Annotated in this window: 17 protein-coding genes and 1 tRNA gene; 8 read left to right on the plus strand and 10 right to left on the minus strand. The window is 43.0% G+C overall.

Annotation, left to right across the window (positions count from 1 at the left end; translation table 11 throughout):
- Positions 1-198: 198 nt before the first annotated feature.
- On the minus strand, positions 199-2454 hold the full coding sequence (locus Q1A18_RS03695; RefSeq protein ID WP_299577501.1) for a nitric-oxide reductase large subunit: 2256 nt from the start codon (positions 2452-2454) through the stop codon (positions 199-201).
- Between the two features lie 139 nt (positions 2455-2593).
- Between Q1A18_RS03695 and ric the strand changes: the two genes are divergently transcribed.
- Positions 2594-3319: an iron-sulfur cluster repair di-iron protein gene (ric, locus tag Q1A18_RS03700; protein WP_299577503.1), complete on the plus strand. Its 726-nt coding sequence runs from the start codon at positions 2594-2596 to the stop codon at positions 3317-3319.
- 22 nt (positions 3320-3341) lie between these two features.
- Positions 3342-3782, plus strand: a complete 441-nt coding sequence (locus tag Q1A18_RS03705; RefSeq protein WP_299577505.1) for an Rrf2 family transcriptional regulator — start codon at positions 3342-3344, stop codon at positions 3780-3782.
- 134 nt (positions 3783-3916) lie between these two features.
- Here Q1A18_RS03705 and Q1A18_RS03710 read toward each other — a convergent pair whose 3' ends face one another.
- Positions 3917-4081 carry a hypothetical protein gene (locus Q1A18_RS03710; RefSeq protein WP_299577507.1) on the minus strand — a complete coding sequence of 55 codons (165 nt, stop codon included), beginning with the start codon at positions 4079-4081 and terminating at the stop codon, positions 3917-3919.
- Positions 4082-4204: 123 nt separating this feature from the next.
- Between Q1A18_RS03710 and Q1A18_RS03715 the strand changes: the two genes are divergently transcribed.
- Positions 4205-4660, plus strand: a complete 456-nt coding sequence (locus Q1A18_RS03715; RefSeq protein ID WP_299577509.1) for a hypothetical protein — start codon at positions 4205-4207, stop codon at positions 4658-4660.
- A gap of 18 nt (positions 4661-4678) precedes the next feature.
- Positions 4679-5251, plus strand: a complete 573-nt coding sequence (locus Q1A18_RS03720; RefSeq protein ID WP_299577511.1) for a hypothetical protein — start codon at positions 4679-4681, stop codon at positions 5249-5251.
- 288 nt (positions 5252-5539) lie between these two features.
- On the opposite strand, the gene Q1A18_RS03725 is transcribed toward Q1A18_RS03720, so the two are convergent.
- Positions 5540-6769, minus strand: a complete 1230-nt coding sequence (locus Q1A18_RS03725) for a site-specific integrase (RefSeq protein WP_299577513.1) — start codon at positions 6767-6769, stop codon at positions 5540-5542.
- Positions 6770-7055: 286 nt separating this feature from the next.
- Positions 7056-7141 (minus strand) — tRNA-Leu (locus Q1A18_RS03730).
- A gap of 356 nt (positions 7142-7497) precedes the next feature.
- On the opposite strand from Q1A18_RS03730, the gene Q1A18_RS03735 reads away from it, so the two are divergent.
- A complete protein-coding gene (locus Q1A18_RS03735) occupies positions 7498-8199 on the plus strand; it encodes an NUDIX domain-containing protein (RefSeq protein WP_299577515.1) in 702 nt (233 codons plus the stop codon).
- A 49-nt stretch (positions 8200-8248) separates the two neighbouring features.
- Here Q1A18_RS03735 and Q1A18_RS03740 read toward each other — a convergent pair whose 3' ends face one another.
- Both Q1A18_RS03740 and pdxH read right to left on the minus strand, forming a co-directional pair.
- Complete coding sequence (locus Q1A18_RS03740; protein WP_299577517.1) at positions 8249-9142, minus strand: DUF72 domain-containing protein; 894 nt, start codon at positions 9140-9142, stop codon at positions 8249-8251.
- 47 nt (positions 9143-9189) lie between these two features.
- Positions 9190-9822, minus strand: a complete 633-nt coding sequence (pdxH, locus tag Q1A18_RS03745) for a pyridoxamine 5'-phosphate oxidase (RefSeq protein WP_299577519.1) — start codon at positions 9820-9822, stop codon at positions 9190-9192.
- Positions 9823-9900: 78 nt separating this feature from the next.
- Between pdxH and Q1A18_RS03750 the strand changes: the two genes are divergently transcribed.
- Together Q1A18_RS03750 and Q1A18_RS03755 are read left to right on the plus strand one after the other, a co-directional pair.
- Positions 9901-10503, plus strand: a complete 603-nt coding sequence (locus Q1A18_RS03750; protein WP_299577521.1) for a thioredoxin family protein — start codon at positions 9901-9903, stop codon at positions 10501-10503.
- A 182-nt stretch (positions 10504-10685) separates the two neighbouring features.
- Entirely contained in the window at positions 10686-11075 is a 390-nt protein-coding gene (locus tag Q1A18_RS03755; protein ID WP_299577523.1) for a response regulator, read from the plus strand.
- 31 nt (positions 11076-11106) lie between these two features.
- Here the strand turns inward: Q1A18_RS03755 and Q1A18_RS03760 are convergent, their stop codons facing one another.
- Complete coding sequence (locus tag Q1A18_RS03760) at positions 11107-12303, minus strand: hypothetical protein (protein ID WP_299577525.1); 1197 nt, start codon at positions 12301-12303, stop codon at positions 11107-11109.
- A gap of 239 nt (positions 12304-12542) precedes the next feature.
- On the opposite strand from Q1A18_RS03760, the gene Q1A18_RS03765 reads away from it, so the two are divergent.
- Positions 12543-14480, plus strand: a complete 1938-nt coding sequence (locus Q1A18_RS03765) for an OmpA family protein (RefSeq protein ID WP_299577527.1) — start codon at positions 12543-12545, stop codon at positions 14478-14480.
- 116 nt (positions 14481-14596) lie between these two features.
- Here Q1A18_RS03765 and elbB read toward each other — a convergent pair whose 3' ends face one another.
- From elbB to Q1A18_RS03780, 3 genes are all read right to left on the minus strand, one after another.
- The gene (elbB, locus tag Q1A18_RS03770) at positions 14597-15253 is read right to left on the minus strand and encodes an isoprenoid biosynthesis glyoxalase ElbB (RefSeq protein WP_299577529.1); all 657 of its coding nucleotides are present in this window, start codon (positions 15251-15253) and stop codon (positions 14597-14599) included.
- A 69-nt stretch (positions 15254-15322) separates the two neighbouring features.
- Positions 15323-16240: a homoserine O-succinyltransferase gene (metA, locus tag Q1A18_RS03775; protein WP_299577531.1), complete on the minus strand. Its 918-nt coding sequence runs from the start codon at positions 16238-16240 to the stop codon at positions 15323-15325.
- Positions 16241-16297: 57 nt separating this feature from the next.
- On the minus strand, positions 16298-17602 hold the full coding sequence (locus Q1A18_RS03780; protein ID WP_299577533.1) for an O-acetylhomoserine aminocarboxypropyltransferase/cysteine synthase: 1305 nt from the start codon (positions 17600-17602) through the stop codon (positions 16298-16300).
- Between the last annotated feature and the right edge of the window lie 17 nt (positions 17603-17619).

The raw sequence follows: 17619 nt of genomic DNA on the forward strand, positions 1-17619 counted from the left end.
GAGGATTCCTGTTACACTCAAATTTCTGACAAAGTTCTTAATCACTTCCCGGAAGGCAAAAATTGCCAGTTTGCGCTAGCGGAGGAAAACCAAAGATTATAAATACATAACCCAATTGTCTAACTATTCTAACCCAAAATAAAAGCTACCCCACAAGGAGCAGCTTTTAAGCGGAAAATCAACAATAGAAAGGAACAATCAGTCCTGCGTTGTATCTTTTTCAAATGACCAGCCAAAGGCCAGGCCAAACACATGATAAACCAAAACAAATACCCCGGCAGCAAAAATCGTATCTCCAATCACCCGTAACCATTTCAGCGTTGCCATAAAGGGCTGCTGCATAAACTCGGCCGAACGGGCATACCACAAACCAAACTTAACACTGGCCCAGGTTTGTGCCAATCCAACCGGCAGAACACTAATCAACACCATCAGCAAAAGGCCAATGTTAATAGCCCAAAAAGCAAACTTAATTGGCTTCTCTTTCCATTCGCTTTTCAGATTCATATCTCGCAACACAAACAACATCAAGCCAATTCCAAGAAAGCCATAAACCCCGAATAAAGCAGTATGACCATGAACCGGAGTGGTATTCAAGCCTTGCATGTAGTAAAGAGCAATGGGTGGATTGATCAAAAATCCAAAAATTCCGGCTCCCAGAAAATTCCAGAACGCAACAGCAATAAAACAATAGATCGGCCACTTGTAAGCTTTTACCCACTCACCCGAACGACTCAAAGTCAGGTTATGGTAGGCTTCGAAGCCCATTAATACCAGCGGAACAACTTCAAGCGCGCTGAATGTAGCCCCCAAGGCCAGCACCGCCGTGGGCGTTCCTGTAAAATATAAGTGATGGAAAGTTCCCAAAATACCTCCACTCAGAAAAATGATGGTGGAAAACAAAACCGTAGTGGTGGCTATCTTCGAACCAATCAGCTGCATTCGTACAAACAGGTAAGCAATAATCACCGTTGCAAATACTTCGAAGAATCCTTCCACCCAAAGGTGAACCACCCACCAGCGCCAATATTCGGCAATAGCCAGGTGTGTTTGCCGCCCCCACATCAGTCCGGCGCCATAAAACGAGGCAATGGCGATAGACGCAATCAGGAACATGATGAGCAGGTTACGGTTTTCTGATCGCTCGCGCAAAGCAGGCAACAGGGCTCGTCCCATCAAAAACAACCAAATAAATAAGCCAATAAACAGAAAGATTTGCCAAAAACGCCCCAGCTCAACGTACTCATAGCCTTGGTGTCCGAACCAGAAATTCTCAACCAATCCCAGTTTCTGCATCACCCCCAGCCATTGTCCGGCCAATGATCCGACAACAATAACCAGCAAGGCAAAAAACAACAGGTCAACTCCCAACTTCTGAAATTTGGGTTCTTTACCGGCAATGGCCGGAGCAAAAAACAAGCCGGTAGCCAGCCAGGAAGTAGCAATCCAGAAAATACCAATTTGAACATGCCAGGTTCTGGAAATGGAATAAGGCAACCATTGATCCAGCGGAATGCCATAAAAAGCACTGCCTTCAACCCCATAGTGAGCCGTAATAACTCCGGCAATAATCTGCACCAGCATCAGCAGAGAAACCACCCAAAAATACTTTAAGGTCGCTTTCATCGATGGAAACAATTTCATCCCACTAACCGGGTTCACTTCCGGCACGGGCTGATGTTCTTCATCACCTTTGGAAGAAGCATAGTACCACGATAACCATCCAATACCAGCCAGCAGAATAATTACACTGAAACCCGTCCACAAAATCAAAGCACTGGTCGGTCTATTGCCTACCAGTTCTTCCGGGGGCCAGTTGTTGGTGTACGATATTTCCTGTCCGGGACGCTCCGTTACCGTAGCCCATGTCGCCCAGAAGAAGAAAGCATTCATTTGATCCATTCGCTTCTGTTCCTTAATGGTATTCTCCGGAATAGCATAAGCTTCCCGCAGAGCAGCTTCCTCAGGGCCATCCTGAAACAAACCGGAATAGTGCTTACTAACCTCCCGGATAGCCAAAGCCCGAAGTTCTGAAATAACCAGATTTCCCGTTGACTCGTCGTAGGTGTTGGTTCGCATTTCCTTTTGAACCCGAGCCTCCAGAGCCGCTTTTTGCTCTTCATTCAACAGCTCATAAGCCTTTCCAAAATCTTTTTTACCCCAATAGTTCAACAAAAACATGGCCTCCCGGTGAAGCCAGTCTGCTGTCCAGTCTGGGGCCTGGTAAGCACCATGCCCCCATACCGTTCCTAACTGGTGTCCACCAATTGATTGCCATACATTCTGACCATCCTTAATGTCTTGCCCATTAAAAACAGTCTTCCCGGAACTTGTCACCACTTGATCAGGCATTGGCGGCGCTTGCCGGTAAATTTCGTAACCATAAAACAAAAGTACCGCGAAAGACAGCACCATTACTGCGGTAAATCCATACCATAACTTCTTCGTACTCATAAAATTTTAGTTTAGTAGATATTAATCTCCATTGATCTTCTATTGCAAATATAAAAAGATTGCGTTAGATTTGTAGATCAATGGATGTATTTATCCACATTTATTTTTTCAAAGTCTTTATCCCTAAAAATTAAACGTCATGATTAGCTTAGAAACACCCGTTGGCGAAATTGCCAAAAACCATTTTCAAACCGTTAAAGTGTTTGATGATTACCAGATTGACTTTTGCTGTGGAGGAAAAGAAAGTCTGGAAAGAGTCTGTCAAGAAAAATCGCTCAATTCTGGCGAGGTGATTAGCCGACTGGAAGAAGCCATTCAGCAACCGACCAATGCCCCTAACTTTGATTCGATGGAACTGGTCGACTTGATTCAGTACATTATTAATACCCATCATAGTTTTGTCCGGGAGACCATCCCGCTGCTTTCCCGGATGCTGGATAAAATCGAAGAAGTACATGGTGAACGCCATCCTGAGATTATTGAGGTAAATGCCCATTTCAAAGAGTCGGCAGGGCAATTGACGATGCATATGCAAAAAGAAGAAATTGTTTTGTTTCCTTTAATTGAGAAGTTAAGCCAGTTGAAGCGAGAAAACAAAACCATCACGATTTCCAACAATGCGTCGGTAAACAACCCCATCAATGCCATGATGCAGGAACATGAAAATGAAGGAGCCCGTTTCGAAGAAATAGCCAGTTTAACACAAAATTACACCATCCCACAGGATGCGTGCAATACTTATCGGGCAGCTTATGAAACCCTGCACTCTTTCGAAAAAGACCTGCACCGACATATACACCTGGAAAACAACATTCTTTTTCCAAAGGCAGCGCTACTCGAGCAAGAAGTTGTGAAAAAAAACTAAATTTGCGTTCAAACAAAAAAACATGCTTTCAAAATCTGCAGAATATGCTATTCGTGCACTGGTTTACATCCAAATGCAAAATTGGGAAGGGAAACGTCCGGGCTACCGGCAAGTTGCCCGGGAGATTGATTCTCCGGAACATTTTACAGCAAAGATTCTACAGATCATGACTCGTTTCAGTTTGATTTACAGCTTAAAAGGTCGCAATGGCGGTTTTGCCTTTGATGAGCAGGATGGCCCGTTAAAACTGTATCGGGTTATTGTCGCCATTGACGGTGAAAAAACCTTTACACGCTGTAGTTTTGGATTTAAAAATTGCGATGCGACCAACAAATGTCCGTTGCACGATGAATTTTCCAAAATCAGAGACAACTTTGCAGAGATGGTAAACCAAGAAACCATCCAATCGCTGGCCCAGCGCATCAAAGCCGGCGAAGCTGTTTTAACACAAAAAATTCATTAAAATAGAGTAGGAGGGAAATTAAATAGGTTTTCCTCCTTTTTTATTTCCTCTGGCTAGTGCTATTCGTTAGCGAGGCCCAGCTGTATTAAGCTTAAATTCTCTTATAAAAGTTCTTCTGGCTTTTTATATAATACTCAGGTGTAATTTAAGGCAATCATACCTTTACTTTCTGTCTGTTCAAATGTAGCAACTTCATAAATGGTGATGCCACCGTAAATGCCACCCGCATGAGAATAAATAAATGCCGGAAGCCCGATCGCTTCGACATAGTTGGTTGATGGTTTAAGGCGAAACCGCATACTGATAAGGTCAGGCTATTGATGAAGCAGCCGCGTCTGTTACCATGGCTGCTTTTCATTTTTGCTTGTCATTCTGCTTTTTTTCGTAAATTGCTTTACTGTTAAACCACTAAATAAAAACTTATGAAAAAATCGTTTGCCTTTGTTTTGCTAGTGATAGCATTGTTTGGGTGCAAAACTCTTGACATTAATATGATTCCCCGAACTGAACAATTTTCAGGAATTGACTTTCGTCCCTACACCCAAAAAGGATTTCTGATTACTCCTGAGAAATACCAAGGGGAATATGAATCAATAGGAATCGTCAGCTATCTAATTTTTCCAGAGTCTACGCGAGAAGGTATTAAAGAAGAAGGAACGATGCCTTACCAGCACGCAACGATTCGTTTCAAGTGGAACACAGAAGAAATTAATGTACAAAATGCGCTTGAAGGAATGTATAAAGAATGTTTGAATATGGGGGCAGATGCATTGGTCAATTTCGATGTAGCTTTGGAAGAAGAGCTGATTTCGTCGGTAAGTCCGCCAGTTATGCGTAAGGGCTACCGAGTCACTGGCTTTGCCATTCGAAGAAAATAATCAAAAACTTAGATAATCATGAGAACTCTTTTCATTTCACTAGTCCTATTACTGCCACTTTTTAGTGTAGCACAATCCCGCATTATAACGAATGAATCAGACACGATTTTGATAAAGAACTATACGGTCTGGGGAGAAGAGTTGAGCTATTTAAATATTAACACAGACAGGCAGGAATCCATTCAGATAGTAAATATCCAACAGTTTGATGGAGATCTTTTCAGAAGACAACAGAAGATTTTTAAAAAGGTCAACCCTGATCTTAAGATTAACGAAGGCCTAATGGATTTAGAGATGCACCGAATTAAGAAGTTTGATACCATGTATTCAGCAGGAGACCATTTGATGAAAGCTGGAAAATCATACCAAACAGCAACAGCTTTATATATACTTGGGGGAGGGACAGTTTTGTCTGGTGCTTTATTAGAGAATAATGGATTAGGGATTGCCGGTGGTGGTTTATGCTTAACTGGTTTGGTATTCCAGATTATAGGACATTCACATTTGGTAAAATCAGGCTATAAGTTGAACAAGCAAGGCTTGACACTTAAGGCCGCCGAGTCAGGAACTGGATTAGCTTTAGTTTTCTAGTTACAAAAGATCAGGACACCTGTACAAACCAAAATTACTTACTTGCCTGACCGGTATTCAGGGTGCCACAATTGATAACAGTGCTGCTTACATTAAAAGCTGGATCGGGAAATTTAAGGAGGATAAAAAGATGTTGCTTACAGCTTCGTCAATGGCTCAGAAAGCAGTGGATTACATTCTGGATCATCGGACTGCTCCGGACGGACTGGCAAGTTTGCAAAGGTTTGGAGAATTAGCGAAGGCCGATTAGCCTTCGGCTTTTTACTTTAGAAATTAAAGGAATGGCAATTAATCTTTGGGAGGACTGGTCTGGACTTGATTCAATTTCGATTCTAATAATTCCATATCCTCTGCTATTTTCTTATCCAATACTTTGGCATATATCTGAGTTGTTTTTAGCGAAGAGTGCCCCAGTAACTTTGATACGGTTTCAATAGGAACACCATTGCTGAGGGTGACTGTCGTTGCGAAAGTATGTCTGGCAATGTGCATGGTAATATTCTTATTGATATTGCAGATATCACCTAATTCTTTGAGGTAGCTGTTCATTTTCTGGTTCGTCAAAACCGGAAGGAGAATTGCTTTGCCGGATATTTTCGGATAATCTTCGTATTTCTTTAATATCTCCTTTGCTTTGGGGAGCAATGGTATCCGACACCGGTTATTTGTTTTCTTTCGGTCGATAATAATCCATTCCCTGCCATCATTTTTTTGTTGAATGTGAAAAGCACTGAGTTTGGCTATATCTGAGAATGAAAGTCCCGTATAGCAGGCGAAAACGAAAATATCACGAACAACAGCCAACCGTTCAATCTGGATTTGCTTTCCTTCAATCCTCTTCAACTCATCGCTTGACAGAATCTCGCGATGAGTTTCATCCAAGCGAACTTTAAATTTTGAATAGGGATTTTTATCGATGTAATCCAAAGAGATTGCCAGGTTTAAAACCCGTCTGAGGTGTTTGTGATAATTCCATGCCGTATTTTGGGAATTGTTGAAGTTCTTTTTGATGAAAACATCAAAGGCATTAAGGAATTTATAATCAATGGATAAAGCTGAGATGTCTGAACGTCTTAATTTCTTGGTAATAAACTCAGACAACCTTTTTCTGGACGATTTGTAATGTTTGTAGGTTTCCATTGAATAGCCCTTGTTTAGCTTTGCAAGGATGCTATCCAAATAATAATTAAAGACGTCCAAAATACCTTTGGAATCCTGAATTTTCAATAGTTTCTGCTTGATGGTATTTACATCAAACTCCTCATTAGAGGATCTGAGCTGGTTGAAAATATCTAGGATCTCAATTTTAATCCGGTCAAGGTTTTCATTCAGAATCTTTGATCCTTTGACTTTGCTATTAATCTTTTGCCTGGAAACATCCCAATGCTCCGGTAAAGCATATATGCCAGTTGAGAGTTCGGTTCGACTACCTCGGTATGTGTACCTTACACAGATTGATGATCGGCCATCTTCTGATTTTCTGCTTTTTCGTAATAAAAAGTTGATACTAATCTTCATGGTGCAACAATAAAAAAATCAAAAATTAAGTCCATTGGACTAATTAAAATACCTCATTTTGACTTTTTTAAAAAGCGGCAAAATGAGTCAATGTGAATCAAATAAAATGTTTTGAATCAATTTGTTGCGTGATTTGCCGCGACCAGAAGTTTTTTTGGGTGGCTTGGTCTCGATTTTGTCGCGTTTTATTTGTTTTCCGCGACCAATTTTTGATTTGGTCCCTTAAAACAAAAGCGCTTAAATCGTTGAATTTAAGCGCTTTTGTTTTAATTTGAATTTTTAAGTGTGCCCAGAACAAGACTCGAACTTGCACGACCAAAAGCGGTCACCAGCCCCTCAAGCTGGCGTGTCTACCAATTTCACCATCTGGGCAATAAATTCTGTACTCGAACCAATTTTTTGATTGCTTACAATAAACTATTTGCTGATTCGGCTTTTCGTTAAAAGCGATGCAAATATAAAAAAATTGTCTTTGTTTTGTCTGCTTTTAAGAGGAATTATTCGACTTACAGAGGCGAAAATTTGTCAATAGTTAAATTCGCATCATAGCTGGAGGCTATAAAGCGATGATATCAAAAGGGATATCGTTTGTTTATAAATTGATCTCTATTTTTGTTTAGCAGGCGATTATTTATAAGTTTTGCTGTTCAGAGTGAAAAATTCCAAAAGATCCTGCACAAACAGGAAAATGTGTGCGGGATCTTTTATAGTTTTGAATCATTATGAAGTTGCCAGATAAATTTTTACCAGAAACGTATCAGGAACATCCCAGACATTACGTGGCTGTGGACTGTGTCATCTTTGGTTATGATAAGGGAGAATTGAAACTGCTTTTATATCCGCGTAGTTTTGAACCATCAAAAGGGGATTGGTCACTTCCGGGTGGTTTTATTCAGGAAAATGAATCGTCTGACCAGGCGGCTGAGCGTATTTTAAAGAAAACAACCGGCTTGGATAATATCTTTATGGAGCAGGTTGCGGCTTTTACAAATCCCGACAGGGAAAAGGCAGCCAGAGTGATTAGCTTGGCTTATTATGCGCTTGTACAACTTGATCGGTACGATGAAAGCCGGCTGAAAGAGTATGGTGCGGCTTGGTATTCGTTGTCTGAAATGCCAAAACTGATTTTTGATCATTCCGAAATGGTGGAACAAGCTTTGAGCAAATTGCAGGTTAAGGCAGGGGCTCATTTGGTGGGGGCTGCGCTGTTGCCAGAGATGTTTACGCTTACTCAGTTGCGTCATTTATATGAAGCCATTTTTCAGCGTGAATTGGATCCGGGGAATTTCAGAAAGAAGATATTGTCGCTTGGAATCTTAAAACGATCGAATACGAAAGACACCAGTGAATCGAAAAAAGGAGCTTATTTGTATACCTGCCTGGAAAAAAGCAGCCAGGAAATGGCTATTGGACGCATTGTAAAGCTCTGATGACAGGAAAAGAAGGATAAGTTTACATCAAAATAAAAAGCGGGAGTTTTTAAAACAGACTCCCGTTTTTATTTGGCACTAGAGGAGGTTTTAAATTGGTTCCCAGCCGCTCGTTTAGCTTATGGATAAAGTAAGCAGAAAGCGTTGGCGATTCTTTTTCCAGGTTTTGATGCACAAAAAAGTAAATGTTTTGAAGTCCCTGGTCCACCCATTCTCCAAGCCGTGATACCCAGTCCTCCAATCGCTTGTATTCGCTGGCGGGATGATTGGCACCAACATAGCGCACAAAGGCGGTAGGAGTGGTTAATCGCATGTGCAGCAGATCGCGGCGGCCAGCCGTATCAACCAGAATATTGGTAACACCGTGTTTTTCCAATAAAGAAAAATAGTCATTGGCAATTTGGGGATTGCCAAACCATTCCGGATGGCGAACTTCTGTAGCCAAAGGAATCGCTTTGGGAAATTTTTCGAGGAAGGCTTGAAGCCTGTCAAAATTTTTGTACCCAAAGTTATTGTGCAACTGCAGAAAAACCATGCCGAGCTTTTCCTCTAACTGAATGATATTATCGCAATATTCTTCCGTCAGTTGTTCCACCTTGTTTAAGCGTCGCATGTGACTTATGGACTGCGTTACTTTCGGGAAAAACTTGAAATGAGGAGGTGTTTTGGCATACCAGGTTCTCATTTGGTCGGCTCCAAACATACGGTAGAAAGTGGCGTTCAGTTCAATGGAATTAAACTGGGTTGCATAGTAAGCCAGTTCATCTTTGGTTCCGCGCGGATAAAATTTCTTTAGATCCTGCCGGTTCCACTTGGCACAACCAACATAAATTTGCAGGTTTTTATTTCCCTTTTCCTTCTTCAGGGTGACGTGGGTATCCGGGTGATCTTGGGGAAGGGTGAAATCTACCTCATCGGGTTGGTCAACTTGTCCAAATTTCATTTTACGGTATGATGATTTTTGTTAGAAATTGAAAGTATCATTTGTTTTCAGGGAGACAGTCGTTTGAACTCCCATTGTCCTTGCTGCTGGCTGTAGTAGCGAATACGATCATGAAGTCTTCCGGGGCGTCCCTGCCAAAATTCAATTTCCCGGGCTTCAACCTGAAAGCCGCCCCAATGTTTGGGCTTGGGGATGACTTTCCCTTCAAACTGTGTTTCCAGCTTGTGGAAGTTTTGCTCCAACTCTTTGCGTCCGTTTACTGGTTGGCTTTGTGCTGATGCCCAGGCTCCCAACTGGCTCTCGCGTGGCCTGGATTGAAAATATGCTTCAGAAAGCGCTTCATCTACTTTGGAAACGACTCCTTTTACACGCACTTGTCGTTCCAGTTCGGGCCAAAAAAAGTTGAGGGCCACCTGAGGATTGGCCTTCATTTGGAGGGATTTGGAACTGCTGTAGTTGGTGAAGAAAATAAAGCGGTCGTCCAGCACTTCTTTTAGCAAAACAATGCGGGAATCTGGCATTCCGTCGGATACGGTGGATAAAGTCATAGCTGTCGGCTCATCAACCTCGCTCCTGATCGCCTCCTCCAGCCAACGCTTGAACAGCTCAAAGGGCTGGGCTGGCAAGTCGGTTTCCTCCAGTTTGTGTTTTTGATAATTATTGCGGATATCTCGTAGCATTTACATTTGTTTAAGCATATTTACAAACAAGTTGGAAAAAGGTTTTGTTATTCTTTCATAACCAATACAATTGTAGATATGAAAACCTTATTTTCGTTTATTTTGATTTTGTCGGGTTTTCTGGCTTTAGCAGGAGACTCCAAGTTACAGGTTGGCGATCGTGCCGAGCACACCTCCGTAAAGATGTTGGATGTGTCAGGCGAAAAACTATCGCTTGACGATGTCAGGGATGCCAATGGCCTGGTGGTTATTTTTTCGTCCAATACCTGTCCGTTTGTTAAAAAATGGGAAGGACGATACAATGGCTTAAAGCAATGGGCTGATGACCACGATGTGGGTTTAGTGGTCTTAAACTCCAATTACAACAATCGCAATGGGGTAGACTCCTATGAAGCGATGCAGCAACATGCCAAGGAACAAGCATACAATTTTCCTTACCTGGTTGATAAAAACAGTTTGCTGGCCAATGCCTTTGGAGGTCAAACCACGCCTCATGTTTTCCTATTTGATAAAGATTACAAATTGGTTTACAAAGGAGCCATTGATGATAACTACGATGATGCTTCGAGGGTTAAAAAGGCTTATCTGAAAGCAGCGATTCATAGTTTGGTTGCGGGGGAGGCGATTGCAGAATCAGAAACCAAGCCGGTTGGCTGCAGCATCAAACGAAAACTGGATTAAATACTGAAACCGGAGTAGCTTCTTTGGTTTTTTTATTGAATAAAAATTGAAGTCTTAAGAAAAGGAATGGATGGATGAGAAGGTAAGTTCGTTCTGTTGGGGAAGGGCAGAAGATGTTCCAGAATAGAACTTGGTGTGATACTCCGTTTTTTTGCTTATTTTTCAAAAAAAAGTTAATGGCTATGACCAGTATGAACGCTGATTTGTCCGGTAAAACGATTCTTGTTGTTGAAGATAATGAGGTTAGCGCCAGTTATTTCAAGGCAGCCTTACGCAAGCAAGGGGCTTTATCCATCATGGCCCGGAATGGGGAAGAGGCCATTCAGCTGTTTCGTGAAAACAAACAAATTGACTTGGTACTGATGGATTTGAATATGCCTGAGATGAATGGCTTTGAAGCAACTAAAATGATCAAATCGATTCGCCCCGAAGTGCCGGTTATTGCGCAAAGTGCCTACATTTTATCCGGAGAAGATTCCCGGAGCAAAGAAGCCGGCTGTGATGAGTTTTTGGCCAAACCAATTCGGTTGACGGCCTTGGTCGAGGTGCTGGAGCGCTACTTGGCAAAATGATATTTCTACTGTACGTATTTGCTCCCTCTTTTTAATCAAGTAGGAGGTAGGCTCCAAATTTACTGTCATCCCCGGGCGAACTGAGTGACACAAAGCCTTTTTGAAGACGAAGATCTGCCATTAGTGGCGGATTTTTTTTTGCCTGTTCTTCCACGAATTTTTTATAACTGATTTTAGGATGGAAATAGGTTTGATACATGCCCTGGCTTTCGGGATGAAGCTTTTGAGAAATTTTTTGACTTAGGATTCCCATATTGAATCGCGGATTAATTTCAAGACAGGCCTGCAATTTTATTTTACCTTCCGTTTCATAGATCAGCGCATCGATGCCTAGAAATCCTTGATATTGCTTATAAAAGTTGCTTTTTTTGAGCTGGTTCTTCAGCAGCTGAGCAACATCTGCAAAGGTTTCTTTTGAAAAATAACGATTGCTGATGCTGGACGAAGGATTGATATGATGACCCTGGTACTGCCCATTGCTATTGGTTTCAAAATAGCTGATACCGTGATAGACCAATTCACCGGAAGCTTTCAATTTAAATTGAAACGATAAGTCTGTTTTCTTCTGAAATAAAGGTTCGGCAACCAGGTAACCCTGCTGATCAAGCATGGTTTTTATCCAGCGTTTGTTGGATTCATTCAACTGTTGTTTCCGAATCACTTGCAGACCACGTCCACTCGAGCTTAGTGGCGTTTTAAGTACAATCTGTTTATGCTGATTCAGAAATACTTCAATCGCAGGTAAATCCTGAATTAGTCTTGGGCGCTTTTCTTCTTCCGGAAATATATCAAGAGGATGTTCTGCCATTAGTTCATGACAAAAACTAACCGCATGCTTACGCTCAAAAAGATTGCTATTGGCAAGATGGTGGGTCAGATCATCGCGTTCGGCCGGCTGTGTGTAAGCGGATAAATAGTTGCTTTCGGCCGGACTCCAGCCCCAAGGATGGAGGAGGACTGGTTCGTGCTGTACAATTTCCAACGATTCTTTCCGGGACACAATCGAGTTGGCAGGAAGTCCGAGTAAGTTCAGTTGGTTTTTAAAGTCTTCTGAAATCGGGTTTTCTTTCAACACATGGTCATTGGCTGTGGCAAAAAAAAGCATGATGGGAGCAAGCTCTTCCTCAAACTGGCGCAGCAAAGCCGGCGCCTGGTAATAGGGTGAGCCATTGACCAAAGCCAGTTCACAGGTCGGGTTGAAATGGAATATCTTTCGTAAGGTACTCAAAACGGTTTTTATTTTAGATGTCAAAAATAGACATATTCTGTCGTTTTAAACTTACTATTTGAGGATAGCTTTTTGATTGGTTGGGCAAACATTTGTTAAACTGATTTTTCGGTTTCAGTTTAAATTCCTCCAGGATTAATGGTATCTTCACCAATGTTTTGTGAAATAAAACTCTAAAAAGGCAGGCTGGTCGAGTTGCTTGCGATTCAGAACAACCGGTTATTAATTAACTTTTTGGTATGAAACTACTCAGCACAATCATGGCGCTGTTGCTGGCTTTAGGGCTGCAGGGACAGCAACTTTCAACAAGCAGCAAGAAAGCAAAAAAATATTTTGAGAGTGCCACCACCGCTTATCATCAGCAGGATAATCAGCAAGCTGTTGAAGAGCTGGAAAAAGCCTTGCATGCTGATGCCCAGTTTGTAGAGGCCCTGCTGCTTATGGCTGATATTTATGGCGAATTGAAGCAAGACAGTATGCAGGTTGTTGCCTTGGAAAGAGCACTTGTACTTGACTCCGACCAATCGGCTAAAATCAATTATGTGCTTGGAAATACCTGTTACCGGATGGGAAAATACCAACGGGCGCTGGAGGCTTTTCAGGCCTTTTTGTCGGAAGAATCTACTGACCATCCGTTTTATGCCAAAGCTTCGGAAAAAATACCGCTTTGTCGGTTTGCCCTCGACATGCGTGCCCAGGCGATTGAGATGGATGCGGTGAACCTTGGAGATAAAGTCAATTCGGAATACAATGACTATTGGCCCAGCCTTACTGTTGACGGCAAGACGATGGTATTTACGCGACTGATGCCGCCTCAAGGAGCCTCAGCAGCAAGCCGCCATTATCAGGAAGATTTTTACCTGTCGCATTTGAAGGAGGGAGAATGGCAGGAAGCCAAGCCAATGACCACAATCAATACCCGCAATAATGAAGGGGCACAAAGTATTTCTGCCGATGGAAAACTGTTGTTTTTTACGGCTTGTACACGAAATGATGGCTATGGAAGTTGCGATATTTATTATTCCAGAAACCATGGGGGAAGCTGGTCTGTTCCTCAAAATGCGGGCGAGCCGGTAAGCTCCGGAGCCTGGGAGTCGCAACCCTCAATTACAGCGAATGGCGAGTACTTGTACTTTGCCAGCAACCGCAAAGGAGGAAAAGGAGGGATGGATATCTGGCGATGCCGTTTAAACGGATTCAGTCCGACGGGGAGACCGCGCTGGAGTGAGGCTGAAAACCTGGGCGACTCCATTAACACATCGGGCAATGAAACTTCGCCTTTTATTCATGCGGATGGAAAAACCCTTTATTTTGCCTCAGATACGCATTTGGGCTTGGGAGGTTCCGATATTTTCTACGCCACCTTTGATGGAGATTCGGTGTGGCAAAAGCCGGAAAACCTGGGCTATCCAATCAACACCAACAAAGATGAGCAGGGACTGATTGTAAATGCAGCTGGAGAATATGCTTATTTTTCGTCTGACCGGCCCGGTTCTGCAGGGCTGGATATTTACCAGTTTGTGTTGCCGCCCAATATTCGTCCAACAGCGGTTTCCTATGTGCAGGGATTGGTGTATGATTCGTTTAGCCATCAGCCTTTGTGCGCCCAAATTGAGCTGATTGATGTGGATGCCAACCGGGTTGTTTCAACCACCGAATCGTGTTGGGAGAAAGGCGAGTTCTTGATGTGCCTGCCTTTGGGAAAAACCTATGCCTTTAATGTTTCCAAACCGGGCTATTTGTTCCATTCTGAGAATTTTGCCTTGAAACAAGTCCGTCAGGTTTCAGACCCGATCTTGCTGGATATTCCTTTGCAAGCCATTGAAATCGGAAATGTTACGGTGCTTCGAAATATCTTTTTTGAAACCGGAAAATACACCTTGTTGAGTCAGTCGAAAGCTGAACTGAATCAGTTAGCTGCTTTTTTGATCAATAATCCGAAAGTAAAGATTGAAATCGGCGGACATACGGATTCGGTTGGTGGAGAGAAGATGAATCAGGAACTGTCGGAAAACCGGGCTAAGGCGGTTTATAATTACTTGCTTGAGAACGGAGTGGAAAGTACTCGTTTAACTTATCGAGGCTATGGTTTTTCGGTACCGGTTGGCAGTAATGAAACAGAAGAAGGGCGGGCGAAAAACCGCCGGACTGAATTTAAGATTGTAGCGACGGAGTAAAATTATTCAGGTCAGACAAAATGTAACTTTAGCCGGTTGCAGAACCGTGAAGAAAAGTCAATTGTATCTGACCTGAAGAACAATTTCAGGTGCTTTCCCTGAGAGGAAGTGCTTGACTAAAGCGATTTCAGGATGGCCTGAATAATATTGTCAGCCCCATCAGCAATTTGATCGATGGTGGAATCCAGCATGTAGCAGGGGGTGCTGTAAACCTTGTATTTTGAATCGAAGATCACTTCACCATGGGTTGCGTTGGCATGTGTTCCGCCCATACGTTCGATGGCGCCAGCGGTACCCGAGTCATTTCCGATGGTTACTTTTACATCTTTTAGAATTCGGGCGATTACTGCCGGAGCAATGCACAGTGCTCCTATGGGTTTTCCGGCCTGAACAGTTTGCTCCACAGCTTTCTGAACATCCGGATTTACTTGGCAGTCCGGGCCTTCGAAAGCAAAAGTGCTGAGGTTTTTGGCCGCACCAAAGCCACCGGGAAATACCAGTGCGTCAAACGCATTGGCTTGGTAAGTACTTAAATCAGCTATTTTTCCACGTGCTATGCGGGCAGATTCAACCAAGACATTGCGGGTTTCGGGCATTTCCTCTCCCGTAAGGTGATTGATCACATGAGCCTGCTCAATATTGGGAGCAAAGATTTCGTAGCTGGCTCCCTGGCGGGCAATGGCCAGCATGGTTAAGGTTGCTTCATGAATTTCTGCTCCATCATAAACGCCGCTTCCGGAGAGAACGACGGCTATTTTTTTCTTTTCGGACATCGTATTTCATTTTTTAATTCGTTTAAAAATAATGAAATTTTAAGAACGATGAAAGGAGCGAAAAGTGCCTTAGCCAATATCGTCCAGGTTATAAGGCGTTTCCTGATAAACGTAATAGTTCAGCCAATTGGTGAACAGCAGGTTTGCTGCCGAGCGCCACTTCATTGATGGTTTTTCCGAGGGATCATCACCTGGAAAATAATTCTTTGGCACTTCGATCGGTAGATTTTTTTCGAGGTCGCGAAGGTACTCATTGCGCAAGGTGTTTCGCGAATATTCCGAGTGCCCGGTGATGAAAAACTGCCGGCCGTTTTTGGCCATAAGCATGTTGATCCCGGATTCTTCGGAAGAAGAAATAATTTCAAGTTCAGATACCCGGTCAATATCTTCTTTGCGGATTTCAGTATGTCGGGAATGGGGTACGTAATACTCATCATCAAAGCCCCTGAAGATAGGCAGTTTGTTATCTGACACCCGATGCTTGAAGACTCCAAACATTTTTTTATCCAGATCGTATTTCGGAATGCCATAAAAATGATAAAGACTGGCTTGTGAGCCCCAACAAATAAACATGGACGAAGTGACGTGATGCACGGACCAGTCCATGATTTCTTTCATTTCTTCCCAGTAAGTCACCTCTTCAAAGGGAATTTGTTCAACCGGAGCACCGGTAATAATCATGCCATCGTACTTGTTATTCCTGATCTTATCGAAGGTGGTATAAAACGTCTTCATGTGCTTGGCTGACGTATTTTTATGCTTGTGCCCTTTGATCTTCAGGAAATCAATTTCAACCTGAAGTGGGGTGTTTGAAAGCAAACGCAGCAAGTCGGTTTCCGTAGAAATTTTTAAGGGCATCAGATTTAAAATGACAATCTTCAACGGACGGATATCCTGATGAGAAGCTCTTGTTTTATCAATCACGAAAATGTTTTCTTCGCGAAGCAGCTCAATCGCGGGCAGTTGATCTGGAATATTTAATGGCATCTTTTCAAGTTATATAACTTCCCGGATGCGCTTGAAGCACCCGGGAAAGTGTTCATTTTATTTCAATTGACTGAAGGCTTGTTCAAAGTCTCCAATAATATCGTCAATGTGTTCAATTCCAACAGAAACACGCAATTGTGATGGTAAAACACCTGCTGCCAGCTGGGCTTCGGGCGATAGTTGCTGATGCGTGGTTGCCGCTGGCTGGATGATGAGTGTTTTAGTGTCTCCAACATTGGCCAGGTGACTGACTAGTTTCAGGCTGTCAACAACTTTTTTCGCATCTTCCACATCGCCTTTAACCACTAAGGAAAGCATGCTTCCCGGGCCTTTAGGCAAATATTTTTTAGCCAGTTCGTAATCCGGGCTGCTTTTTAAGCCTGGATAGTTTACTGCTTCAACTTTCGGATGTTTTTCCAACCACTCGGCCAGTGCCTGTGCATTGGCTACGTGTCTGTCAAGTCGCAAAGATAAGGTTTCCAATCCTTGCAGCAACAAAAAGGAGTTAAAAGGACTGATGGCCGGACCAAAATCACGCAAGCCTTCAACCCGTGCTTTTGTAATGAACGCGATGTTGCCAAAAGGACCATCAAAGTTAAAGATGTCCCAGTATTTCAGGCCATGGTAACCTGGTGAGGGCTCTGTGAATCCGGGGAATTTGCCATTGCCCCAGTTGTAATTTCCACCATCAACAATTACACCGCCAATGCTGGTTCCGTGTCCTCCAATCCATTTGGTGGCCGATTCAACCACAATGTTGGCGCCATGCTCAATGGGGCGGAACAAATAACCGGCTCCGGCAAAGGTGTTGTCAACAATGAATGGAATATCGTATTTTTTAGCCAAAGCAGCCAGTGCATCAAAATCGGGAATAGCAAAAGCCGGGTTTCCGATGGTTTCTACGTAAATGGCTTTGGTTTTTTCATCAATCAGTTTTTCAAACGACTCCGGCTGCAAGTCTTTAGCCAGTCGTGCGTCAATGCCCTGGCGCTTGAAAGATACGGTGAATTGATTGTAAGAACCACCGTAGAGATAGGGGGAGCTCACAAAGTTATCGCCCTGCTCAAGCAAGGTGTTGAAAACCAAAAATTGAGCAGCGTGTCCGGAGGCAACAGCCAAGGCTCCAACACCACCTTCGAGTGCCGCCATGCGCTGTTCAAATACATCCGAAGTGGGGTTCATGATGCGGGTGTAGATGTTACCAAACTCCTTAAGGGCAAAAAGGTTGGCTGCATGGTCAGCATCGTTAAATACGTAGGAAGTGGTTTGGTAAATCGGCACAGCTCTGGACCCGGTGGTTGGATCGGGCTGTTGCCCTGCGTGTTGTTGCAGGGTCTCAAATTTTAAATTTTCGGTAGTCATGTTACTAAACTTTTGAG

Source organism: uncultured Sunxiuqinia sp., from assembly GCF_947495665.1.
Classification (GTDB): domain Bacteria; phylum Bacteroidota; class Bacteroidia; order Bacteroidales; family Prolixibacteraceae; genus Sunxiuqinia; species Sunxiuqinia rutila.